The sequence below is a fragment of the Paenibacillus sp. SER-28 genome (genome assembly GCF_052906305.1).
The window spans coordinates 27,707-51,960 of sequence record NZ_JBRECM010000007.1; the positions used below are offsets into that span (position 1 = coordinate 27,707).

18 protein-coding genes are annotated in these 24,254 nt (G+C 43.7%); 15 read left to right on the forward strand and 3 right to left on the reverse strand.

Annotation, left to right across the window (positions count from 1 at the left end; all coding sequences use genetic code 11):
• Positions 1–623: 623 nt before the first annotated feature.
• Positions 624–1,337: a beta-glucanase gene (gene bglS / locus ACUYLD_RS16905; RefSeq protein ID WP_414126420.1), complete on the reverse strand. Its 714-nt coding sequence runs from the start codon at positions 1,335–1,337 to the stop codon at positions 624–626.
• A gap of 385 nt (positions 1,338–1,722) precedes the next feature.
• On the opposite strand from bglS, the gene ACUYLD_RS16910 reads away from it, so the two are divergent.
• From ACUYLD_RS16910 to ACUYLD_RS16935, 6 genes are all read left to right on the forward strand, one after another.
• Positions 1,723–3,069, forward strand: coding sequence for a cellulase family glycosylhydrolase (locus tag ACUYLD_RS16910; protein ID WP_322161445.1), 1,347 nt, complete (start codon positions 1,723–1,725; stop codon positions 3,067–3,069).
• Between the two features lie 498 nt (positions 3,070–3,567).
• On the forward strand, positions 3,568–4,545 hold the full coding sequence (locus ACUYLD_RS16915; RefSeq protein WP_322161443.1) for a LacI family DNA-binding transcriptional regulator: 978 nt from the start codon (positions 3,568–3,570) through the stop codon (positions 4,543–4,545).
• Positions 4,546–4,709: 164 nt separating this feature from the next.
• Positions 4,710–6,035 carry an ABC transporter substrate-binding protein gene (locus tag ACUYLD_RS16920; protein ID WP_336078202.1) on the forward strand — a complete coding sequence of 442 codons (1,326 nt, stop codon included), beginning with the start codon at positions 4,710–4,712 and terminating at the stop codon, positions 6,033–6,035.
• 61 nt (positions 6,036–6,096) lie between these two features.
• Positions 6,097–6,981: a carbohydrate ABC transporter permease gene (locus ACUYLD_RS16925; protein ID WP_061828966.1), complete on the forward strand. Its 885-nt coding sequence runs from the start codon at positions 6,097–6,099 to the stop codon at positions 6,979–6,981.
• Entirely contained in the window at positions 6,981–7,808 is an 828-nt protein-coding gene (locus ACUYLD_RS16930; protein ID WP_023990432.1) for a carbohydrate ABC transporter permease, read from the forward strand. The genes ACUYLD_RS16925 and ACUYLD_RS16930 overlap by 1 nt, the downstream gene beginning before the upstream one ends.
• Positions 7,809–7,891: 83 nt before the next feature.
• Positions 7,892–9,307: a glycoside hydrolase family 32 protein gene (locus tag ACUYLD_RS16935; RefSeq protein WP_254350623.1), complete on the forward strand. Its 1,416-nt coding sequence runs from the start codon at positions 7,892–7,894 to the stop codon at positions 9,305–9,307.
• A gap of 75 nt (positions 9,308–9,382) precedes the next feature.
• Here ACUYLD_RS16935 and ACUYLD_RS16940 read toward each other — a convergent pair whose 3' ends face one another.
• Positions 9,383–10,582, reverse strand: coding sequence for a macrolide family glycosyltransferase (locus tag ACUYLD_RS16940; RefSeq protein ID WP_250266740.1), 1,200 nt, complete (start codon positions 10,580–10,582; stop codon positions 9,383–9,385).
• 199 nt (positions 10,583–10,781) lie between these two features.
• Here ACUYLD_RS16940 and ACUYLD_RS16945 point away from each other — a divergent pair, with 199 nt between their 5' ends.
• The 8 genes from ACUYLD_RS16945 to ACUYLD_RS16980 all read left to right on the forward strand — a co-directional run bounded on the left by ACUYLD_RS16945 (position 10,782) and on the right by ACUYLD_RS16980 (position 19,658).
• Positions 10,782–10,976, forward strand: coding sequence for an H-type small acid-soluble spore protein (locus ACUYLD_RS16945; protein WP_446675571.1), 195 nt, complete (start codon positions 10,782–10,784; stop codon positions 10,974–10,976).
• Positions 10,977–10,995: 19 nt separating this feature from the next.
• Positions 10,996–11,166, forward strand: a complete 171-nt coding sequence (locus ACUYLD_RS16950) for a hypothetical protein (RefSeq protein ID WP_165179260.1) — start codon at positions 10,996–10,998, stop codon at positions 11,164–11,166.
• Positions 11,167–11,417: 251 nt separating this feature from the next.
• The gene (locus ACUYLD_RS16955) at positions 11,418–12,650 is read left to right on the forward strand and encodes a sensor histidine kinase (protein WP_336078204.1); all 1,233 of its coding nucleotides are present in this window, start codon (positions 11,418–11,420) and stop codon (positions 12,648–12,650) included.
• The gene (locus ACUYLD_RS16960; RefSeq protein WP_446675572.1) at positions 12,647–13,297 is read left to right on the forward strand and encodes a response regulator; all 651 of its coding nucleotides are present in this window, start codon (positions 12,647–12,649) and stop codon (positions 13,295–13,297) included. The genes ACUYLD_RS16955 and ACUYLD_RS16960 overlap by 4 nt, the downstream gene beginning before the upstream one ends.
• A 201-nt stretch (positions 13,298–13,498) precedes the next feature.
• Positions 13,499–14,890 carry an efflux RND transporter periplasmic adaptor subunit gene (locus tag ACUYLD_RS16965; protein ID WP_446675642.1) on the forward strand — a complete coding sequence of 464 codons (1,392 nt, stop codon included), beginning with the start codon at positions 13,499–13,501 and terminating at the stop codon, positions 14,888–14,890.
• Entirely contained in the window at positions 14,887–17,997 is a 3,111-nt protein-coding gene (locus ACUYLD_RS16970) for an efflux RND transporter permease subunit (RefSeq protein ID WP_446675573.1), read from the forward strand. Before ACUYLD_RS16965 ends, ACUYLD_RS16970 begins: the two co-directional genes overlap by 4 nt.
• Positions 17,998–18,172: 175 nt before the next feature.
• Positions 18,173–18,634, forward strand: coding sequence for a MarR family winged helix-turn-helix transcriptional regulator (locus ACUYLD_RS16975; protein ID WP_025718002.1), 462 nt, complete (start codon positions 18,173–18,175; stop codon positions 18,632–18,634).
• Positions 18,621–19,658: a threonine aldolase family protein gene (locus tag ACUYLD_RS16980; protein WP_446675574.1), complete on the forward strand. Its 1,038-nt coding sequence runs from the start codon at positions 18,621–18,623 to the stop codon at positions 19,656–19,658. The genes ACUYLD_RS16975 and ACUYLD_RS16980 overlap by 14 nt, the downstream gene beginning before the upstream one ends.
• A gap of 223 nt (positions 19,659–19,881) precedes the next feature.
• Here ACUYLD_RS16980 and ACUYLD_RS16985 read toward each other — a convergent pair whose 3' ends face one another.
• Entirely contained in the window at positions 19,882–20,721 is an 840-nt protein-coding gene (locus ACUYLD_RS16985) for a helix-turn-helix transcriptional regulator (RefSeq protein ID WP_023990412.1), read from the reverse strand.
• 188 nt (positions 20,722–20,909) lie between these two features.
• Between ACUYLD_RS16985 and ACUYLD_RS16990 the strand changes: the two genes are divergently transcribed.
• Positions 20,910–24,218, forward strand: coding sequence for a pectinesterase family protein (locus ACUYLD_RS16990; RefSeq protein WP_446675575.1), 3,309 nt, complete (start codon positions 20,910–20,912; stop codon positions 24,216–24,218).
• The last annotated feature ends 36 nt before the right edge of the window (positions 24,219–24,254 follow it).

Genomic DNA, 24,254 nt, shown 5'->3' on the forward strand with positions numbered 1-24,254 from the left:
TGTGGTGGTTTCACTTTTTATTTTTCGTGTTTATCACGTGCTCTGGCAACGCAGTAAAATCAACAAAATTGGTTCACGACTTTTTTATCACCTGACAAACTATTGTTTAGTTACATTAAAGTTGGTACCTTTGTACACCGGGCTTTTTTATTAAATTCAGAGGCTACAGCTTTGGCTCAATCAGTGCGTAGTATAGTTACATGAATCCTTTCCTGTATTGGTGTTTTAAAGTAATTGAAGCAGATGAATTCCAATCACCTACAAACGTATGGGGTAAACTGAGGAGTTATTAAATCCCTGATTATATTCAAGCTGCGCATCGATGATCGCCAGATTTGAATAGATTTCCGGTGGTTTTCTTCATGGCCGAACATGGCTGACTCAATGCATCATCAAAAAAAAACAGCCCCTACAGGGCTGCCAGAGTGTCGAGAAAGTCCAGAGGACTTTTCGACACTTCTATTTTTATATGGGGAGACGCATATTTTAAAACAAAAATCGATTTAAAACGATCTGAGGACCCTAGTTTTTAGACCACTAAGACAGTTTTAAACCCCCTGCAAAAAAACAGGGGGTTTCTCGACAGCCTGACAGCCCCTACAGGGCTGCTTTTGTACTACGGGCTAATTGCTCGTGTATTTTACCCAATCATATTCAGCGTATAGCGGATTCACTCCATTATACGAACCCAGCCAGTCGTCAACGCCAGTACCATTCCATAAATTCATCATAATCTTGCCTGGCGTGCTTGGTAAGTTTGTAGTTGCCGTATGCTTTAAAACCCCGTCAACATACCACTTAATGTACCCTGGCTGCCAATCGAAAGCATAGGTGTGGAAGCCTCTTGATGCATCAAAGCCCAGATCAACAATCTTCTCGTGACCACCGACCCCGTTTGTATAATAGTTGAATTGCACTTTTGTCGTGTCTTTGCCTAAAAATTCAATATCTATTTCATCCCATTGCGTGCCATCAGTAGGTCCCGTATACGTAAAGAAGGAAGATACGATCCCAGTATTTTTAGCAGGCTTCATGCTGACCTCGTATAAGCCGTATCTGTAAGTGTTCGTCGATCGATACTCTCCACAGTCAAATTTATTGTACGCAGAACTTGTTAAGCCAAGCTTCATTTTGCCATCGTTCGTAAAATTGACATTATTGGCACGCCAAGTGCAATTAAACATGTTCCCATTGGAATATCCATCCGCCTTTTGCCATGCACCAGAATTGAAACCATTAAGTGGTTCCCAAAAAACATTCCCTGCATAAACGCTTACCGAAAAAAACAGAGAGACAATACCCGTGACCATTAAAGTGAACCAAGATTTCTTCTTCATTTTACACCTCCATAAAAGATTGACCAAACATGAAAGAAACGGCTGGCAATGATACATTATTTCAAGTATTGGCCGGCTTATCGGAAAAATATAAAAGACTTCCATATTTGGTATCTTCATTGTAGCTTGAAATTGAGGCGTAGACTATAGCAAACTTAACTCTTGAAAAATAATCTCAAAAAAAACTAAATTTTATCAAGTTGTGGTTTGGAAATGTAAGTTATACAATTAGATGCAAGAAATACAAATAAACGTTATAATTTTCCATTAAGGGAGGTGATGATTTTGCAATAGGATAGACTCAGGAAGCGGTGCCACTACATGTTTATACCATTTTATTCTTTTGGCATAATAGTCAATTAATTTTTGAGGAGGAGGCCTTTCTTTGAAAAAATTAGGTATGGTATGTAAAATAGTTCTGATACTTGTATTCATATTGCCTTTAAAACCGGTGTTTGACCAACATATAGATGCATGGTCAGGTATGCCCATGGGAGAGCTCCATGTCAGGGGCAATCAATTGGTGAACAGCAGCGGAAAACCTGTTGTTTTGAGTGGCTGGCATCAGCCGTCGGGAGCATACTGGACCTATCAAAACAGTAATTATTATCTCAAATTGAATGGTAACAATCGTCATGCAGCAATTTTGGCTTATTTGAAGGATATCACCGACACCTTTACAGACACCAGACCGAAGTATGGAAGCAACCACGGTTGGTATATGAATCAGGTCCGATTGTTTATTGACCGCCAGGATATGGGAGATGTGGCCGCAGGGTCATACAACTTCGCCGGTTTACAGGCAGTTACACAAAATGTGATTATTCCATACATCAATTATGCGAAAACAAAGGGCGTTTATGTTACCCTTGGTCTTGATTTCACTTTGGCTAACGACCAGGCTACAACACAATCCAATTTGGACAAATTTAATCAAATCTGGGGGTATCTTGCCTCGCAGCCGGCTATTAATAGCGCGGATAACGTCATGTTTGAACTGATCAACGAGCCAATTAAGTCGTATGCGAATGGGCATTGGGGAGGCTATCCCGGCGAGAATGATTTTCTTGACCATTGGAATGATCTGAGAAGATTCCAGAACTCTATCATTTCCACGATTCGAAGTAAAGGAGCGGATAATGTCATCTGGGCTGCAGGACTTGGATACAACCAATTTTACAGCCCGGTGGCAAAACACCCGCTGACAGACCCTTTGAACAACTACGGCTATGCTGTCCACTGGTATCCAGGCTACGGAGCTTATGATAACAAGGACAAGCTGCAATCGCAATGGGATTCCAACATTAAGGCGGCAGCTCAAGCCTATCCAATAAATGTTACAGAATTTACCTGGTTCAAAACACAACCCGGCGATTCAGAGTACTGGAATTTGTTTAACGGCTCTAATGATGGATTTGGGAAAAACACGAAGTCCATTTTTACAGCAGCCGGTAATGTCAGCATGACCGCACACATGAATGGCTTTCTGCTGGAATCTGGAGCAAGGAGTTCATTTGCGGACCCAACAGCAGGGTTAAAGTGGGATGGCGATACCCGACGTCAGGCGATGGCCCGCTTCTTGTTTAACTGGTACTATGAGCGTGCACAGGCCTATCCGAGAGCACTACTCCAGAACAGTGAATCAGCAACGGATAATGTGCCTGCGGATGCACCGACTGATGTGCTTACAGATACATACATTAATGCACCGACTGACGCACAATCAGAATGATGTTAATACTTTCAGCTACCGACAGCCTATCCAATTGGATAGGCTCAGAGTGTCGAGAAAGTCCAGAGGACTTTTCGACAATTCTATTTTTATATGGGGAGACGCATCTTTTAAAACAAAAATCGATTTAAAACGATCTGAGGACCCTAGTTTTTAGACCACTAAGACAGTTTTAAACCCCCTGCAAAAAAAACAGGGGGTTTCTCGACAGCCTGAGCCTATCCAATTGGATAGGCTGTTGTATTATTTTATAGAAATGAGAACTCAAAATCACTCGGCAGGCGGTGAACAAATGGAAGAAGAAAGCTCTTCGCGAATTATGTATGATGATCAGTTTATGAAGTTAGTAGAACTTGCTGTAACCTCTAATTTGGGATTCGCAAAGTTCAGTCACCTAACATTTACGTCCATTTTTAGGCTTCCGTTATGTAAGGTTGTTGAAATGATGAGGAGAGAGTATAGTTTGTATGTATTTATTTTGTGCGGGAAGAGGTTAATATGGCGACAATTCATGATGTAGCATTAAAAGCGGGCGTGTCGGTCACAACAGTATCCCGTGTAATGAACAACCGGGGATATATTAGCGAAACTACACGCAAAAAAGTGTTCGACGCAATGGAGGAACTTAATTATCAACCGAATGAAATAGCACGATCCCTATTGCGTAAGCAGTCTAATATTATTGGCCTGATTATTCCCGATGTCTCGCATCCTTTCTTCAGTGAGCTTGCCAATCAGGTTGAGTTCTATGCCTATCAGCAAAACTGCAAGGTCCTGCTGTGCAATTCCCATATGGATCCCGTGAAGGAAAAAGTGTATATCGATATGTTGAAGCGGAACCGGGTGGATGGCATCATTATGGGTAGCCATACATTAGAAGTAGAAGAGTACCGACATTTGAATTCACCGATTGTGACATTTGATAGACAGATTGACCCGTGTATTCCTTACATATCCTCGGATAATTATCGCGGAGGCGAGCTGGCTACGGAGCTGCTCATCAGCAAAGGCTGCCAGAAAATTGCGCATATATGCGGAAATCTGGAGCTGAACATGCTGTCCAATGAGCGGACCCAAGCATTCCGGGATGTCGTGGGCAGGGATGGTGTCCAGCATGTGATCGTTCAAACAGACTTGAATGTGTTCGACCAGAAGGAGTACGAGCGAATCATTTCAAAACTCGTTCATGAACATCCCGATGTTGATGGAGTGTTCGCAACAAGTGATATTATTGCGGCTTTTGCGCTGAAAGAATATATTCGCGCTGGAAGGCATGTGCCAGAGAATGTGCGCATTGTAGGCTTCGATGATGTAAGCGTTGCTTCCTGGCTGACGCCGGAACTTACATCGGTAAGACAGCCGATTGCAGACATCGGCAGACTGGCGGTCGAGCTGATCCGCAGGCAGGCGGAAGGGGAGCAGGTACAACCTGTCAATCTGCTGCCTGTTGAACTAATTGAGCGTGCAACGACCTGAATGAAAATCTGTTCCTCTAACAAGGGGAACAGATTTTTTTTAGTACATGTTAAAAATTCAACATGTCAAACGATTGACACAAGTTAAACCATTGACATATAATCCGTTTGTAAGCGTTTTATTTAAGTGTTCAGAGCCATTATATAAATAAGGGGATGACAACAATGAGGAAATTCAAAAGAGTTCAATGGATGGTAATGCTGCTCCTTTTGGTTATGGTGGTGTCTGCATGCAGTGGCTCCGGAGGAGAAGGTAATTCGGCTTCTGGAGGGGGATCAGGGGATTCGAAAAATGTGAAAATTACGCTTTTGAACTCCAAAGGTGAAATCCTTCCACAGCTGGAGGAAGCCGCGAAGGCGTTCCAGAAAGACAATCCGGGCATTACTGTTGAAATCCAGCCGGTTCCGACTGGTGGATCTCCTTTTGAGCGTGCCTCTGCCTTGTATGCATCAGGAAACCCGCCGACCATGATCATGCTAGATACAGGTGATGTTGAGAAATTCAAGGACCGTATCCTCGATCTAAGCGGGGAAAAGTGGAATGCGGACACTGTTGAAAACGCTACCACTGCTACGACAGTTGATGGTAAAAATTACGCGTTTCCACTGGCTGTTGAAGGCTACGGATTCATTTACAACAAAGCCGTTGTAGATAAAGCGGTAGGCGGAAGCTTTGATCCCACCACAATTAAAACCCGAAATGACCTTGAAAAACTGTTTCAGCAAATCGAGACATCCGGAAAGAAAGCACTGGTGATTTCATCAATGGACTGGTCCCTGGGCGCTCATTATTTGCCTCTTGCTTATGCAGGCCAGAACAAAGACATGGCTGAAGTGGACAAATTCATGGCGTCACTAAAAGCGGGCCAGGCGGACTTGGCTAATAATCCTGTATTTAACGGACTTATGGATACATTCGACGTCATGATGAAATACAATATCGATCAGGCTTCTCCGCTAGCAGGAACTTATGAACGCGGACCAGAACTGCTCGGCAAAGGTGAAGTTGGCATTTGGTTCATGGGCAACTGGGCATGGCCGCAAATCAACAGTTTTGATACCGCTAACAAAGAATATGGTTTTCTGCCTGTACCCATCAGCAACAATGCCGATGACTACGGCAATCAGGAGATTTCGTCTGCTGTATCCAAGCGCATTGTTATTGACAAGGAGAAGGCTACTCCAGAACAGCAAGAGGCGGCGAAGAAGTTCCTGAACTGGATCGTCTATGAAGAGAAAGGCCAGGATTTCCTCGTGAACCAAGCAAACATCATCCCGGCGTTCAAAAATATTACACTGCCTGCGGCCGATCCGCTGGGCAAGTCCATCCAGGATTATATCGCAAAAGGCAAGTCAGAGCAGTCGATGAGCATGCTGCCTGCCGACCACTGGTCCAAGACAGGATCTTCCATGCAAAAGTATCTGGCGAAACAGGGCGATCGAGCAACACTGGTTAAAGAAATCGAAAACTACTGGAAGACCGTAAAATAAGGTTGTTTTCAAATTACCCGGAATAGAGAGAGAAATCAGGGACAAAGAGAGGGGGGGCATCATGATTGCGGAAAAAGGAGTATGGAATCGGCTGCGGACGCGGCTGCTGTTTACCGGACCAACCTTGTTTGCCTTCATAACGGTAATGATCATTCCATTTTTGTACGGCATCTATCTGACGTTCACAAACTGGGATGGTATTTCCACCACACTATCGCTGGTTGGCGTCCAAAACTATCTGGCTGTTTTTAGAGATATTGAGTTTTGGAAATCGTTCAGCTTGACGCTCAAGTATGTGTTTTATACCGTTGTTCTTATCAATGTGATCGCTTTTATGCTGGCTTATGTGCTGACAAAAGGGTTAAAAGGACAGAGTATTTTCCGGGCGGGTTTTTTCCTGCCCAACCTTGTCGGCGGCATTGTACTCGGTTTTATATGGCAGTTTATATTCAACAACGTGCTTGTCTATTTGGGACAACATGCCAGCATACAGTCGCTCAGCACGACTTGGCTGGCTGATCCCGACAAAGCGTTCTGGGCACTCGTGATTGTAACCGTGTGGCAGAACGCGGGTTACATGATGGTCATTTACATCGCAGGGTTGACTGGTGTCCCGAATGATATTATGGAGGCCGCAAGCATTGATGGGGCAAACAGCTGGACCAGACTGCGGAAAATGGTGCTGCCCTTGATGGTTCCTTCTTTCATCGTATGTATATTCTTGTCCCTGCAGCGCGGATTTATGGTCTATGACGTGAACCTTGCGCTCACGAAAGGTGGGCCGTTCAGCAGTACTCAAATGGTGTCGATGCATGTGTATGAAAAGGCATTCCTTTCCCGTGATTATGGTGTGGGGCAGGCAGAAGCATTCGTGTTGTTCCTGATGGTTGCTCTCATCACTCTGCTTCAGGTTTATTTTAGCAAGAAGTTGGAGGTGGAGGCGTAATGACAAGAAAAAGAATTGCTTCCTCCGTGATCAAATTCATTGTGCTGACAGTCATACTCATATTGTTCATCGTACCTTTCGTCTTTTTGCTGATCAATTCGTTCAAGGAAAACATGGCCATCACCTCAAATCCGTTATCGCTTCCAGAGAGCTTCAGTATGGTCAATTATATGAACGCATTCGATAAAATGAATTACATCGCTGCCTTCACCAACTCATTGGTCATAACGGTGTTAAGTGTTCTGTTTATTTCACTGTTCGCGGCGATGACGGCCCATTATTTTGTCAGAAACAACACCAAGTTCAACCAATATACATTTATGCTGATGGTTGCATCCATGATCATTCCATTCCAGGCTATCATGATTCCATTGGTGAAAATCTACGGATCACTTGATCTACTGAACAGCAAGTGGTCGCTGATTTACATGTATATCGGTTTTGGCAGCTCGCTGGCCGTCTTCATTTATCATGGTTTTGTAAAGAGTATTCCAAAGGAACTGGAGGAAGCGGCGCTAATTGACGGCTGCACGCGGTTTCAGACATTCTTCCGGATTGTGTTTCCGGTACTGATGCCCACGACTGCCACCATTTCCATTCTCAATGTACTGTGGATCTGGAATGATTTTCTGTTGCCGTCCCTTATTCTGGTCGATCCGGAGCAAAGGACACTTCCGTTGTCCACGTACAACTTTTATGGAACCTATACAGTGGATTATGGTCCATTGATGGCAAGTTTGGTACTGACGATATTTCCGATCATTATCATCTATCTGTTCGCCCAGAAGTATATTATTCAGGGTGTTATGCAAGGCTCGATTAAATAACTGCAGGGGGAGGATGCTTTATCAAACAGACTAGAACGTATACGAGAGAGCGTGCAGATCAATTTATTTCCCAATCGAAGCATATGCTTCGGCCAGATTATCGGCTGCACTACCATTTAATGGCTGAATTGGGTTGGATGAATGATCCGAACGGCTTCATTCAATATAACGGGCAATATCACTTGTTCTATCAACATTACCCGTATAAATCAGTATGGGGACCGATGCACTGGGGACATGCAGTCAGCCGCGATCTTATGAAGTGGGATTATCTACCGATCGCTTTGGCACCGGACGGTGAGTTCGACCAGGATGGTTGCTTCTCTGGCAGTGCGATTGAGCAGGACGGAAAGCTTGTCCTGATGTATACCGGACATGTTGTAACCGGGCCTGACAAAGATCAGGATTACAAGCAGTCGCAGGGAATTGCAGTATCAGAAGACGGAATAACGTTCGAAAAGTGGGAGGGCAACCCAGTTATCGGTTATGACGCTATACCGGACACGATCAGCCGTAAAGACTTCCGTGACCCTAAGGTGTTCAGGCACGAAGATCAATATTACGCCGTTCTCGGTTCTAATGATGCCAAAGGGAACGGACTTGTACTGCTTTACCGTTCTGAAGACCTGAAAAGCTGGACGTATGTCAATGTACTAGCCGTGAGTGACGGACGCTTTGGCGATAATTGGGAGTGTCCAGATCTGTTCCCGCTCGGTGGTCGGCACGTATTTATGCTATCCCCGCAGCGCATGCCTGCACAGGGAGAGGCTTACCGCAATCTGCATTCAACCATGTACGGTATAGGTGATTTCAATTCCGCTGCCGGAACATTTACGGCAGAGCGGTATGCTCAGGTGGATCACGGATTCGATTTCTATGCCCCACAGTCAACCTTGGATGATAAAGGGCGGCGTATCGTTATCGGATGGATGGATATGTGGGAGTCGGAGATGCCGACTCAGGAGGGGCACCATTGGGCTGGTGCGATGAGTCTTCCGCGGGAAGCGGTGATCGACGGCGCCAGGCTGCTGTTCCGTCCACTTGAAGAGGTAAAGAATTACCGATGCAATCTGTTCGAGCAGCGAGATATCTTACTGACAGGTGAGCAGATTATGGACACGCGCGGAGATAGCTACGAACTGAAGGTCGTATTTGAGTTTGAGTCCAGTAACACCGATGAATTCGGTTTGAAACTGCGGGTGGGTAGCGAAGAGGAGACTGTACTGTCGTACCGTCCCGATGACGGTCTGTTCCGTTTCAACCGAGAACGTGCCGGTATAGGCCCGGGCGGAGAGAGAAGAGTGCCCTTGGAATTACAAGAGGGGCGCCTGGAGCTTCGGATTTTCGTCGATAAAAGCTCTGTGGAGATATTCATCGGCGACGGCGAATACGTTCTCACAGGAAGAGTGTATCCCGGAATGGAATCAACAGGTATTCGTGCATTTGCGAACGGAAACTGTACGATTGCCTCGTTCCAGAAGTGGGATATCCTCGCATAGAATCGCATACAAACAGGAACCTGACCGTGGATGGTCAGATTCCTGTTTTTTTGTGGCCATTTTGCTCGTGTGATTTTAGGCGCGCTTATGTTGCAGATAAGCATCAAGATAAGCATCAATTTTTGCGAGAGCTTCTTTTGTACCGCCGGATTGCTGGAAGCTGTCATTTATTTTTTGTACGCCCTCTTTATACGCTGCGTTTGACACTACCTCATGTACGGCATCTCTTAACGTTTGTGTATTGATTTGATCCTTAGTTATTCGATAGCCCGCTTGAAGTTCCGTTAACCGCTGCGCGACCATGGGCTGATCCTTGTCCTGAGGCAGCACGACCAAGGGTACATTAAAGTGAATTCCTTCATTCACACTGTTCATTCCACCATGAGTAATAAATACATCTGAATGACGTAATACCTCCAATTGAGGAACATAAGACGAGATGATAAAGTGCTCAGGGGCCGGGTTAATTTTGGTAAAGTCAGCTTTCTCGCCAGCTGCAATCACGACGATGCCTTCAAAATCGGAAAAAGCCTCAATGCAGGTGTTAAAAAAGTCTTCAGTGTGGTCCAGCACAGTTCCCATCGAAATATATAAAACCTTTTTACCCTGTAGTCTGTCCAGCGGGAATGAATTTTCTCCTTTGCGCTCCGGGAAGCTGGGGCCAATAAAAAGATGCTCGTCCCCAAATTGTTCACCATTCGGTTGAAAATATCTGCTCGTATATACAACATTCAAAGCTCCTGAATTGTTCATAAATTGAACCAGATCTTTGGGAGCAACACCGAACCTTTCTTTCATGAGATGCAGTGAAGACGTGACTTGTTCATCAGGCTGAAACGGTACTTTAGCGTCGGAGCGGAAGAGATTGGCAGCCATCAGATGATTTGAAATGAGAAAAGATGGGGATGAAGAAATGCCTGGAATATTCAAATAATCTCTTACTAATTCACCAGCTCCGAATCGATCATAGAACACCAAGTCAAATTGAATACGCTCGGACAGCTCCTGAGTGATGGCTAAGATGTCCATCGAAGTCTGGATATGAATATTCATAAATGCGTTCAGTCCTGCCGGAGTGTTGGTATCAATGGAAGCAGTCCTGACCAGATCAGGATGCAGGTGAACCTTCGCTCCAACTGCTTCGAGTCTATTCTTGTATTTCTCAGTTGTAATGTAATGAACCTGGTCCCCTCGTGCTGCAAAGGCTTGCGTGATCCCAAGCGTGGGGTTTACATGTCCTTCTGCCGGAAAGTTAACCATTAATACGTTTAACATCCATCATTACTCCTTTTCTCTACAATTAAGATCGCAGTTTTCACTGAATCTCTTAATCCATAATAACAATAATATTTATTTTTTCAAATGATATCCTTTCATGATCGTGAAACACATGTTGGCATGAAATGTGTATAACAAATATTTAACTCGTGCATAGTAAAGGCGAACTCTACTTAGCAAGGGAGGTTTTTTCTAAGTGAATATTCAAAGAGCGCAAGAAATAGCGTCCTCTTCCATCATGGCGAATGTGTTGTGCGATGGGCTACCCATTTATATTCAGCATGTGAATGAACAGCGTGAGACGGCACGCATTTATGCGCTGAGCAATCCAGAAGAGGAACGGGAAGTGCCTTTGTACGCGTTAACAGAACGAGATCAGGTACTGGAATAAGAAAGGAGCGATATGAAAAATGAAACCCAATCAACAGAAGGAAATCGAGGCAGACCGCTTGAATTTTCGTGACCAGACGGATGATGTGGTTAGAGAAGTACCGGCCACGACGGATGCCAGCGAAGCCGTTGCAGCAATAACTTCACATATCAATAAGTACGATGTACCGGATGAGTTGGAGGAGAAATAGAGAATGACCAAGCGCGCACAGGATAACCTGTTGCGTGCTTTTTATATGACACATATTTGGCTGGAGTCGAACAAATAGTATTTAATGCCCAAACGTACAAATGATATTGCCCATGTGTACGTTTTTTTCTGTTTGTTTTTTTGTAAAATAATATATAAATGATTTCTGTTCAAACTAAATGGACCAGGTCATCATAGCGGCGTTGTCTCTAATAAGTTGAAAAGCCGAATTCAGAATTGTAGGAGGGAATTATGATTGATGTATTCAATGAACAGATTCAAAATCTAGATCCGGAAATAAGTGAAGGTGAATTTGAGCAGAAAGATATTTCTAAAGTATTAACCATAATATGGATTTTTATAATTTATAGTGAGTCTGTCATTCTTCAACATTTGTTCGGGGGTCTAAATCTGCTGCAAAGTGTCTTATTCACTGTAATCATCATATTGCACATCCTCTTGTACTTGCATGCTCATAGAGTTGCAAAACATTTTTCATGGGCTTATTTTGTTGTGCAAGGGGGATTGATCTTTTCAAGTGCATTTCTTCTACCTAACAGTTTTTCCATTGTACTGGTGGGGTTAATGCCAATTTTGGTGGGTCAGAGTATAGGTATTTATTATAAGCCGCTTAAGGTCATTCTTGTATTTTTGATCTCCTATGTACTTTTTTGTGTGGCTGTGGTCTGGCATAATGATGGCAGGCAGTTTGTTTTGTTCATCCCTCTATTTTTTCTAATTGCAGTTGTTATAGTAGCTTATGCCGTTCTTTTTCTCAAACAAGTCAAAGCACGAATTCGAACGCAAAACGTTCTTAAAGAACTTGAAATCGCACATCAAAAGGTCGAAGAACTTACAATTGCTAACGAACGGCAACGTATGGCCCGGGATCTTCATGATACGCTGGCTCAAGGGCTTGCTGGGCTAATCATGCAACTTGAAGCCATTGATGCCCATCTGACAAAAGGGAGTACGCAAAGAGCTCAGGAGATCGTCCAACAATCGATGTCACAAGTGCGAAGAACATTGTCTGATTCAAGGCGAGCTATAGACAATCTGCGTTCGAAAACCATCTCGGAAGTTGATTTTGCAGAAGCAGTGGAGGAAGAAATACAGCGATTTACAATGGCTACGAGCATTCGTGTAATACGCAACATCAAAATTAAAGCTTCCGTCCCCAGACTGTTGTTCGAACATGGATTGTTTATTATAAGCGAGTGTTTAACCAACGTAGCGAAACATTCACATGCTAATACCGTATGGATTCATATTTTAGATAATGAAGGCAAGATTGAAATTCAGATTCGCGATGATGGAAAAGGATTTGATACAGATATTATTGCCAAGCAAACAGGGCATTACGGAATCATAGGCATACATGAGCGTGTACGGATGCTGGGTGGAAAAATCAATATCAGCAGTATATTTCAAGAAGGTACAGCTATAAAAATAGAGGCGCCCCTTACTAAAGGAGACCTATCATGAAATACAAGATTTTAATCGTCGACGATCATTGGGTAGTTAGAGAAGGATTAAAGCTGGTGCTGGAGACCAATGACAGTTATGAAGTGATTGGTGAAGCTGGAGAAGGTGTAACGGCTCTTAAATTGATCGAAGAACTTCAGCCGCATGTCATATTGTTGGATTTATATATGCCACAAATGAGTGGTTTGGAAACCATGAAAGCCCTCAGAGAAAAACAAAATGAAACACCAGTCATTATCCTGACGACCTATAACGAAGATGATTTAATGATTAAGGGACTCTCATTGGGGGCAAAAGGATATTTACTAAAAGATACCAGTCGAGAAAACTTATTTCGCACTATTGAGTCTGCGCTAAGGGGTGAAACGCTGCTTCAGCCAGAAATAACAGCAAGGGTATTTGCTGCTACGAATAAAAGAGAAGCTGAGATAGAATCACACGAAAGAGGCTTAGTTCTGACTGATAAGGAAAGACACATACTAAAGTCTGTTGCACATGGTTTTAAAAGTAAGGAAATTGCGTTTGATATGGGAATTTCCGAGCGTACCGTAAAGGCACATTTAACGAATATTTATAACAAGCTTGGTGTTGATTCCAGATCCGAAGCCGTTGCCGTTTCGTTGGAACGTGGTATTTTACAGCTTTAGAAATAATAACTGAAAATATGTTATTTATTTGCCCAGTCGTACATAAGGTGCTTGCCCCTTTGTACGATTTTTTTGTTTGTTCATTGCTATAACATGAAAAAAGGATGAAAAAGTTTACTTGACCCACGGGTTGCTGATAGCACCTTTAGAAGAGAGAATCAGAGAGGATGACATTAGTTGAAGAGAAAAGAAATCAGGATAATGATTGCAGGGGTTGCATTAGCCTTAGTAGCTTCCGGTTGCTCCAGTGCATCGGAGAACTCTGTAACAGAAGCCAGTCACCCGGTAAAAATTGAGAAACTTGCAATGAAACCTTTGGCCAATGATTTTAATTTGGCGGGAACATTGCAGGCAAGTAATGAGGCCAATGTTTCCTTTGAAGCGGATGGACGTATATTGAACACCATGGTTGAAGTTGGGGATTCAGTAGAAAAAGGAAGTGTCCTTGCGAAGTTAGATACATCTGCTTACCAGTTACAGCTGGATCGGGCAAAGGCAACCATGGAAAAGGCAAAGGCTGGTGTAAGCCAAGCGGAGGCTACTGTCCAATCGGCCCAGGCGGGCATTCATAGTTCACAATCCCAGGTCAACGCGGCCCAATCCAAATTGCAGGAATTGAACAATGGCGCCAAAAAGCAGGAGATTGCACAGTCTCAAAATGCGGTTACTGTAGCAACTAATAATTATAACAAGAAGAAAGCGGATGCCGCACGGTCCCAAAGTCTATTCCAGGCAGGTGCAGTATCATTAACGGAAAATGAGAATGCGCAGCTGGAATTAGCAAACGCACAAAAAAGCTTAAGTGATGCGCAAGAGAAATTGTCTCTTTTGCTTGCAGGGGCATCCCAGGAAGAGCGTGCCCAAGCTTCGGCCGGGGTAGATCAGGCCAGGGCAGGGCTGGAATCGGCTAGGGCTACTATACAACAAGGGCTAGCCAGTAAAGCTCAGGCGCAGGCTACCTATGAGGATGCATTGGCTGCTTATGAACAGTCAGCCTTGTCACTGAAAAAAGCTACTTTAACTTCCCCGATCACGGGTGTTGTGATTGAAAAAAAGATATCTGATGGTCAACTGGGCTCCAGCGGGAGTGAGGCATTTGTTGTCGGAAATATCAAGACTTTAAAAGTACTCCTCCCCGTACCGGACAGTGAAATCTTATCGTGGAAGAAAAACCAAAAAGTAAATATATCTCTCTACGATGAAATTAGAACAGGGACCGTTACTCAGATCTATCCATCGACTAATTCCAAAACGGGAAGCATCAATGTGGAAGTTAGCATTCCCAATCCCGAACTGAATTGGAAACCTGGTCAAGTCATAAGCGCATCTAAAAGCATGAATCAAAACGAAGCGCTTTTAGTGCCCGTAGAGGCCGTAATTAGTACGGGAAATGATCCTTATGTCTTTAAAGCTGTAAACGGAAAAGCCGTCAAAACACCGATTAAACTGGGGAAAGTGACTAATAATCAGCTCGAAGTGGTCTCTGGACTACAGGCAGGCGATCAAATCGTTACACAAGGAGCAGGAACCTTATTTAATGGTGATTTAATTGGGAGTGACGTACTTGAGAAATCGGAGGAGTCGTCCGAATGATTAAATATATCGTTAAAAAACAAAAAATTACACTCATTTTCTTTGGCATGTGCATTGTGCTAGGGCTCTACAATTTTACATCGTTACCTAAACAAGAGCAGCCCGATGTTATTCCCTTGTCAGCCAGTGTTACAACCATCTATCCGGGCGCCTCACCCGAAAGAATCGAGCAAACCATTACTAAGGTCATGGAACAGAAAATTAAAGCCGTACAAGGTGTCAAAACGATTTCTTCCACTTCATCTAAAGGCCAATCCAGTATAACTGTAGAAGCTTTTGAAGATGCAGACCCGACAAAGGTATGGGCTGATCTTCGTACAAAGGTACAGGATGCACAGTCCGAGCTTCCAGATGATGCGATGCAGCCGGTTATCAATGATAGCATGACAAGCTCTTTCATTGGTTCATATGCGATTACTTCTGATAAAATTGAGAATTTATACTCGTTGAATGAATTAATGAACAAATGGAAAGATCAATTAAAAACGGTCTCGGGTGTTTCGCAAGTTAATATTCAAGGAATACCAGATCAAGAAGTACGAATCAGTTTAGACACACAAAAGATGCAACAATATAACATCTCCTGGGAGCAGGTTGTTCAAGCAATCAAAAATGAGAATGAAAGAGTTCCTACAGGTAGTATGGATTTCAATGAGCGTACTTATCAGCTGACGGTAAATGCCTCTACCGATCCATCCATTCTAAATAACGTCCAGATTTCAAGTAATGACGATGGATTCCCGATATCTCTGAAAGATGTAGGGACAGCCTCACTTGTTTTTAAAAAAGCAGCTAGTTATACGTATGTGAATAACAAGCCTGCTATTTCGATCAGTGTGAGTGGAGATACAGGCACAGACGTGCCAACAGTATCTAAAGCGACTACAGTCAAAATCAATGAACTTGTGAGCAGTTTGCCGAAGAATGTACATTTTGAGCTGCTTTTTGCGCAAAATGATCGAGTAGATGAAATGTTTGGAAACCTGACCAAAGAGATGATCATCGCTATTATATCGGTCATTGTTATATGTACATTAGGTTTAAATTTGCTGACTTCTGCATTTGTGGCCTTGGCCATTCCTGTTTCCATCGCCATCGGCTTTATTTTCTTGCCCACAACAGGAATCACGCTGAATCAAATTTCAGTCATCGGATTAATCATCGTGCTAGGGATATTGGTTGATGATGCCGTCGTGGTCAATGACAATATTGAACGCCGACGCATTGAATTTGGGGAAGATGCTACGGAGGCAGCCATTAAAGGAACGAAAGAGGTATCCTTATCAATCATTACAGCTACACTAGCTACGGTTGCAGCATTTGCCCCGCTTTTATTCCTGCCGGGCACCATTGGTGACTTTATTAAACCGATACCTACCGTTATTTCGTTAACGATGCTGGCTTCCATGATTATGTCATTAACGATCATTCCTATTTTCCGTCAATGGTATGATCAACGTCGTAAAGGAAAAGAGAGTAGTAGGACAGTTAAGCCACCTGGACTTCTGGGGAATCAAATCCAGTCTCTATCCAATGTGTACTCTAAAAACTGGATGCCAAGAATACTGCGACGCCCACTTTTAACAGCGCTTATTGGCCTTATGATGGGTACAGCAGCTTATGGACTACTTGCTGTTGTTCCTATTGAGTTATTTCCGGATTCCGATCAAGCGGATGCCACGATCAGTGTAACGATGCCAGAAGGAACATCGTTGCAGGCAACCAATCAGGTTATTAACGAGATTGGCATGTGGGTCAAAAAACAGCCAGAAACAGAGCGGCTGGCGGCAACGGCAGGTGGAGGAGCGCCTCAGCTGTACAGCGATGTTGCAGGTGGTCGCGGCTCTGGGGGGGCGGTAAACGGCCAAATTGCTGTCGTTGGAAAAGAGGGGCTATTTGATCTCAAAAAAACAGTGGATAACTGGACCCATACGCTACAAGCTAAATATCCATCTGCATTAATCAGCATTCGCGTTCCCCAATTAGGTATTCCGGTCGGCAGTGCGGTATCTATCCGTATAAAAGGAGAAGACATTGATAAGCTGCAAAACATGACAACTAAAGTCAAAGAAATTGTTGCGGGAACCCCCGGAGCTGTAGATGTGACCGATAATATGGGTATGCAAAGCTATAATCTGAATTTCCAAATTAATCAGCAAGCCTTGGATAAATATCAGGTTAGCTATTCCGATTTAACGCGTACTTTGCTATTAATGGGTGACGGGGTGAACGTAACGGATTTTGATACGGGTAAGGAATTGCTTGATGTCAATATATACATGAACAAACCAAACCATGATCCTGAGGTATTATTCCAACAATTAAGTGTGAACAATGCGGCAAGGGAGCAAATCCCCTTATCCCAATTAGCCACGATGAAACCGGACTTTTCCATCCAACAAATCCACCGCTATGATCTGGAACGGACGGTAACGATCTCAGCCAATGGAAATGGGCGTACAGCTACAGAACTCACTAATGATATCCGTAGCAAACTTACAAATACCCAGTTTGAACCAGACTACACCTGGGAGATGGGAGGGGAAACATCTGCGCAGTCTGATATGTTTAAGGATTTGGGCAAATTAGCTGTGATTGTTATTTTTCTTATTCTCCTCTTAATTACCATGCAGTTTTACTCGGTTTCCACACCGCTCATTATTATGACCACTGTTTATCTGGCAGCGGCAGGGGGAATCCTTGGAAGTTTTATTTCGGGGATGCCAATTGGATTCATGAGTATTATGGGTATCATTTCACTTGCTGGTATCGTCGTGCGTAACGGTATCGTGTTGATAGAGTTTATTGAAGACGCGCGGCGTGAAGGCGCTGATTTAACAGACGCCATTCTAATGGCATGCTCTGCCCGTTTCCGTCCGATCTTGCTTACTTCGCTAACTGCGATTGTGGGTATGATCCCTATTGCCACAATAGGCGAGATCTTGTTCAAACCGTTAGCAACGACCATTATTTTCGGACTGATTTTTTCAACTATTTTAACATTGTTTGTAGTTCCGACGCTGTATATGGTCGTAGCTCATCTGAAGCTGAAACGGAAGCATAAGAAGGAAAAGGCTATAAATAGCGATAGCTCAATGACCTTATAGGTAAATATAGAAAAGAATATACTTCATTATCTCCTTATTACTATGAAATCGTGCATTAGACGAGTGTCTTAATGTACGATTTTTTCTTTTGTCGATATTGATTATTATTTCATTGACAGAGTCCACAAAAATCATTACTATAATTGTTGCAAAAGTCCACTAAATTGGGGGAGTTATGATCAATATAGATGCTAATATGATAGCGGATATGAGGCGTTTTAATCGGTTCTATACGAATATACTAGGTGTTTTAGATAGACATGTGCTGGATAGCGGATATTCCTTTACTGAGGCCCGTGTCATTATAGAGATCGGGTTGATCGAGCCATGTATTGCGAATACTCTAGTCGAATCTCTTAAAATTGATCGCAGCTATATGAGTAGGATCATTGCTAAATTTTGCAAAGAGGGCTTTCTTGTTAAGGAAAATTCAACGTTGGATAATAGAACAAATCTGATTCGTTTGACTCCTAAAGGAAAGGAGTTCTATAACCAACTGAATGAAAGGTCTGATGAACAAATTCTAAAATTAGTTCAAGGACTTTCAGAAGAAGAGATAAAGGAATTACATGCTTCTATGTTGTTAATTCAGAAGAAATTGGATAATTTGGAGAGGATACAGAATGATACGATTTGAATGCGACTATACCGAAGGTGCTCATGAGCGCATATTAAAGCGACTACTGGAGACTAATGATGAACAAACTCCAGGTTATGGTGTGGACGATCATTGTGAAAAAGCCAGAGCATATATTAAAGAAGCATGTGACTCCCCAAATGCAGATGTACACTTTTTGGTTGGAGGTACACAGACCAATACCACCGTCATTTCTTCTATTCTGCGTCCGCATCAAGGCGTCGTTGCTGCAGTTTCTGGACATATTGCCGTACATGAGACCGGAGCGATTGAAGCTATTGGGCATAAAGTACTTACTTTGCCAAGTGATGATGGGAAAATTCGGGCCGAGCAGGTAAAGGAGCTATATGACGCTCACTGGAATGATGCCGCTCCTGAGCATAGTGTACAGCCCGGGATGGTTTATATTTCCCAACCTACTGAAAATGGAACGATTTATAGCAAATCAGAGCTGGAAGCATTAAGTAGAGTCTGTCAAGAGTGTGGTTTACCACTGTTTATAGATGGAGCCCGATTAGGCTATGGCTTGGTGGCCGAAGATAGCGACGTATCTTTAGCAGATATAGCAAAGCTATGCGATGTATTTTATATTGGCGGGACCAAAATTGGAGCCTTGATGGGAGAAGCAGTAGTCATTCTAAATGATACATTGAAAAAAGATTTTAGATATATAATCAAGCAAAAAGGAGGACTGCTGGCTAAGGGAAGAATGTTGGGCATTCAATTCGAAACTTTGTTTGAAGACGGTTTATACGTTGAAATTTCCAAACACGCTATAGATATGGCAATGCTGCTTCAAAACGGATTATCTGAGCAAGGTTTTTCTTTTCAATACCGTTCTACAACCAATCAGCAGTTTCCGATTTTGCCAGATCGTATACTAAAGACATTGAGTAAAAAATATACTTACTCCTTTTGGGAAAAGGTTGATGATGCACATAGTGCTGTTCGATTCTGTACCAGTTGGGCTACAAAGAAAGAAAATGTTGCAATGCTGATTCAGGATATTAAAGCATTGCGATAAGGCCATAGAAAGAGTAATTTATATAATTTTAAAGATGTAAAATGACTATTGAATAGCCATACTTCGTTGCATGCATTGCAGCGAAGTATGGTTTTTTTGTGCATTTTACTTATTCCAAAGCGGCTTGTCTTTAGTTCCATGAAAGAGCAAGTGGATATAAAAATGGAAAAACAAGACAAGAGCGGATGTATAAAGTCGGCGTCTAATTCTTTACACTGAATATCTACCGAACCTGCTTGCGGTACTGAAGAGGAGAGAGCCCGGTTATTTTTTTAAAGATTTTATTAAAGTGGGAAGCATGACCGAACCCGACATCCTCTGCAATATGCTGGATTTTGTCTTTGGTGGTTCGCAGTCTTGTTTGGGCCGCCCGGACCCTCACTACGCGGATGTATTCGCTGAAATGAAAACCAGTCAACTTTAGAAAGATACGGCTTAGGTAAGCTGGACTGATGAAGAAGCATGCGGCCACTTGTTCGAGAGTTAACGGTTCATTGTAATGATCCTGAATAAAAGAAGAAATTTCCGTGATTTTCTGATGCATGGGATGAGAGGAAACAGGTTCACTTCGCTCGATCGCTTCCGATCGGTGTACCAGAATAAGCATTTCCAGCAGTAAATGCTGTACACAACGGTCATGCAGAGGCTGCTTATTCCTGCATTCGGTATTCATCTGTAGGAATAAACGTTCAACCTCCACTTGCTCTCTCGCAGGTAAGCGAAGCAACGCGGATTGCTGATATGGCGGCAGGTCAAGAATGTCATGATCCTGCTGTGGGAGAAACGTCGGAGAAAAATGAATCAAAATGCGCTCTGTTTCCTGCAATTGTGTACTGGCGGTAGAGTGCAAGTCATGAGGAAGGATGAATATTAGATCCCCCTTGCGAGCGGTGTATACCTTGCCATTCATAAAATAGATGCGTTCGCCTCGCAGTAAGAGATACAGTTCATAGTTCTCGTGGACATGAGGCCGGGGCATAACTGTGAAACCGGTACGATAGATGTGATGAATGGAGAATTGTTGTTCGCCAATGACATATTTATCTTCTTTCATTTCATTCATGTGCTTCTTCCTTTACAAATTAAGATAAGTAAGCGCATTCATATACCACCAGTATATATGACAACCTGCCAATGATAAAAGCAGAAAAGATTGATGAAAGGAGGTGAAGGCGCTTCTGAACGTCTCGGGTCGTGTTTTTATAAAAATATGCGCTGATGTGGAAGAAAATCTTAGGGAGGAAACAGAATATGAGCAAGCAGCGTACATGGAAAAAGGTGCTATGTAATGTGGTTGTGGGTTCATTGTTGTTGACCTTGTGCCCACCACTAATCCAAGCGGAGAATGCGGTAGGAACAGAGAACGCAAAGGTGTCAAAAGTGGCGACGGATATTCCGGCTTTTCCAGGGGCTGAGGGTGGCGGTAAATATGTTACCGGTGGACGCGGAGGTGAAGTGTATGAGGTTACCACGCTGGCAGACTACGGCAAAGGGGAACAGATAATACCCGGATCTCTTCGTGCAGCGGTCAGCTCCGATAATCGGACGGTCGTATTCCGGGTGGGTGGAACGATTCATCTCAAGGAGCCACTTAAAATCTTGGGAAACAACCTGACGGTTGCGGGTCAGACAGCTCCTGGCGATGGTATAACTGTAAGCGATTACACAACAGGGATTGATGCAGATAACGTCATTCTCCGTTACCTGCGTTTCCGATTGACCGACCGTTACCCCAGTGAGGATGACGCGTTAGGAGCCAGATACCATAAAAACATAATGATTGATCACTGTTCCTTTAGCTGGTCGGTGGATGAGGTACTGAGCCTGTATGACAACGTCAATACAACGGTACAATGGTCCATTGCGTCCGAAAGTATGCTAATGACCACGCATCAGAAAGGTCGCCACGGCTATGGCGGCATATGGGGCGGGCGAAACTCCACCTATCATCATAATTTGTTGGCTCACAATGCAAGTCGTAATCCGCGTTTTCCAACCGATAAAAAACAAATCGACGCTGTGGAAATGACCAATAATGTCATTTATAACTGGGGATTTTTCTCTTCATACGGTGGCGGTGAAGGATCGTATAATGTGCTGAATAACTATTATAAGTATGGCCCCAACACATATGAGGACGTTCGCGGTCAAATTTTTGTAGACGTGGGTAGTGAAAAATATAAAACACGCATCTTTATTGGTGGTAACTACATGTACGGCAATGACTCGGTTACGAAAGACAACTGGCAGCTTGGCACATCTATTGGGTCAATTATTGATCCTTCCACCCGTTTGGCGGAGCCGATTGAAGTCAGAGGGGAATACGACAACGGAATTTCACCGGATGCGTATGGTCCATATCAAGCGACAGATGCACAAACCGCATATACGGAGGTGCTTGCCGGCTCAGGAGCCACGCTGCCAAGAAGAGATGCGGTGGACGCCCGAATTATGAATGATGTGAAGAATGGAACGGGTGCATTTATTAACTCTCCGCGTGAAGCAGGGTGGATTTACGACGATTCTAACGTAACGACGACGGAGCTTTCTGACAGTGACCATGATGGAATGCCGGATGAATGGGAACGTGCCCATGGGCTGGACCCCAATAATGCGGATGATCGTAACGGTCAATTGCTTGCCAGCACAGGGGCGTATGCTCATTTTGCCAAGGGTTATACGAATCTGGAGGTCTATTTAAATGATCTTATTGAGAAGCTGTCGAATGGAAATGAGGTGGATAATCCAGAAGCCGTCGTTCAGGTGTCGGATGCAAACGGACGTTCACTAAAGCATAACGATATTTTGGAAGCAGGCCGTGATGCGACCATAACAGCAACAGCCAAGGACAAAGATGGTATTGCTCACGTTGAATTTATCATTGACGGTAAACTTGCTGGTAAAGTAGAGACCGCGCCTTATCATCTCGATTGGAATCATGTAACAGACGGTACCCATAATATTATTGTACGGGTGATCGACCGCAAGGGGACTGCTGCATTTTCCAATCCTGTTACCATTCACGTCAATACGACTGCGCCGTCGGGAAGTTGGCTCAGCGAAGAGATTGGCTCTGAGGGCAACGATGGTTATATAAAAGGGCATACTCAGGTCTTAAAAGAAGATGCAAGCGGCAGCAGCATACGACTGAAGTCAGCGGGAGACGTTGACGGTAAGGCAGATATTTTCCATTATGCTTATCAAAAATGGGAAGGTGACACTGAAATTACAGCCCGTGTGGAACAAATTACCCCGGTGGATGATAATGCCGAAGCGGGTGTAATGATTCGTGAATCGCTGAAGCCTGAATCAAAAATGGCCTTTATGTCTTTAGCATTTGTTAAATATGGCAAACAGGGTATTCTTATCAGTCGTGATCAAACGGATGCCAAGACGAAACGTGCGTCAATGGAGACGTTTATTGCAACGCCATATTCGGTTCGTCTGGTACGACAAGGGCAAAAGCTTACCGGCTGGGTATCCGCAGATGGTGTGACGAACTGGGAGAAGGTTGGTGAAACTGTTATAGATGTGCCGGATAATCAGCCGCTATTGTTCGGGTTGGCCACCGATGCATCCAAACAACAAAACGATGTATGGAATTACAATACGTCGGAATTCAGCAATGTCACCATCCGCAACCTGACAGACTCAGGAGGAACTCATCCCACTAGTGTGGTGGTAGCGACCTATGGCCCTGCTGACTTTACATCTCTCCAGGCAGCGATTGACGCAGTCCCTGACGACAGCAACACAAGGACAGTTATCCATCTCAAAAACGGTACGTATCGTGAAAAAATAAAGGTGAATTCCTCCAAAAAAAATCTGAGTATTATCGGAGAAGATCGCGACAAAACGATCATTGCTTTTGATGATACGGCCAAAACGGTGGTGGATGGAAAAGAATTAGGAACAAGCAACAGCTATACAATGCGTGTGCAAAGTCCCGATTTTGTGTTGGAGAATGTCACGGTTGCCAATACAGAAGGAACCGGGCAGGTGCAGGCTGTAGCGTTATATGCCGAAGGTGATCGTGGTAAGTATCATAATGTCAAAATTACCGGCCTACAGGATACGTTGCTTGTGAACCGTGGCAGACAGTATTTTAAGGACAGCTACATCAGTGGTAGTGTAGATTTTATATTTGGCAATGCACCTGCCGTGTTTGATAATTCGATCATACACAGCCTGCGTGCTGGATATGTGACAGCAGCTTCAACAGAAGAGAACAAGCCTGGCTTTGTATTTATTCAATGTCGTCTGACAACAGAAAATGGCTTGACAGGCAAGGTGGATCTTGGACGGCCATGGCGCCCTTATGCTCATGTTACTTTTTTGAAGACCTATATGGATGACCATATCAAGCCGGGCGGCTGGAACAATTGGGGCAAGGAATCCAATGAGCAGACCGCAAGATTTGGAGAGTTTGACAACTTTGGACCAGGTGCAGGAAGTAGCGGGCGTGTATCTTGGGCCAAACAGCTTACCGCTGATGAAGCAAGTCAGTACACCGTTGAAGCTGTTCTGAGCGGGACAGATCATTGGGATTGGCGTCTTTAAATTTGATGTTCAGTGGTTAAGCGGGGCAAGCGCTTC

What these genes read in the sequence shown, in the direction of transcription:
- bglS (WP_414126420.1), bottom strand. Translation starts at nt 1,337, where the DNA reads ATGAAGAAGAAATCTTGGTTCACTTTAATGGTCACGGGTATTGTCTCT.
- ACUYLD_RS16915 (WP_322161443.1), top strand. Translation starts at nt 3,568, where the DNA reads ATGGCGACAATTCATGATGTAGCATTAAAAGCGGGCGTGTCGGTCACA.
- ACUYLD_RS16920 (WP_336078202.1), top strand. Translation starts at nt 4,710, where the DNA reads ATGAGGAAATTCAAAAGAGTTCAATGGATGGTAATGCTGCTCCTTTTG.
- ACUYLD_RS16925 (WP_061828966.1), top strand. Translation starts at nt 6,097, where the DNA reads ATGATTGCGGAAAAAGGAGTATGGAATCGGCTGCGGACGCGGCTGCTG.
- ACUYLD_RS16930 (WP_023990432.1), top strand. Translation starts at nt 6,981, where the DNA reads ATGACAAGAAAAAGAATTGCTTCCTCCGTGATCAAATTCATTGTGCTG.
- ACUYLD_RS16935 (WP_254350623.1), top strand. Translation starts at nt 7,892, where the DNA reads ATGCTTCGGCCAGATTATCGGCTGCACTACCATTTAATGGCTGAATTG.
- ACUYLD_RS16940 (WP_250266740.1), bottom strand. Translation starts at nt 10,582, where the DNA reads ATGTTAAACGTATTAATGGTTAACTTTCCGGCAGAAGGACATGTAAAC.
- ACUYLD_RS16950 (WP_165179260.1), top strand. Translation starts at nt 10,996, where the DNA reads ATGAAACCCAATCAACAGAAGGAAATCGAGGCAGACCGCTTGAATTTT.
- ACUYLD_RS16955 (WP_336078204.1), top strand. Translation starts at nt 11,418, where the DNA reads ATGATTGATGTATTCAATGAACAGATTCAAAATCTAGATCCGGAAATA.
- ACUYLD_RS16960 (WP_446675572.1), top strand. Translation starts at nt 12,647, where the DNA reads ATGAAATACAAGATTTTAATCGTCGACGATCATTGGGTAGTTAGAGAA.
- ACUYLD_RS16965 (WP_446675642.1), top strand. Translation starts at nt 13,499, where the DNA reads ATGATTGCAGGGGTTGCATTAGCCTTAGTAGCTTCCGGTTGCTCCAGT.
- ACUYLD_RS16970 (WP_446675573.1), top strand. Translation starts at nt 14,887, where the DNA reads ATGATTAAATATATCGTTAAAAAACAAAAAATTACACTCATTTTCTTT.
- ACUYLD_RS16975 (WP_025718002.1), top strand. Translation starts at nt 18,173, where the DNA reads ATGATCAATATAGATGCTAATATGATAGCGGATATGAGGCGTTTTAAT.
- ACUYLD_RS16980 (WP_446675574.1), top strand. Translation starts at nt 18,621, where the DNA reads ATGATACGATTTGAATGCGACTATACCGAAGGTGCTCATGAGCGCATA.
- ACUYLD_RS16985 (WP_023990412.1), bottom strand. Translation starts at nt 20,721, where the DNA reads ATGAATGAAATGAAAGAAGATAAATATGTCATTGGCGAACAACAATTC.
- ACUYLD_RS16990 (WP_446675575.1), top strand. Translation starts at nt 20,910, where the DNA reads ATGAGCAAGCAGCGTACATGGAAAAAGGTGCTATGTAATGTGGTTGTG.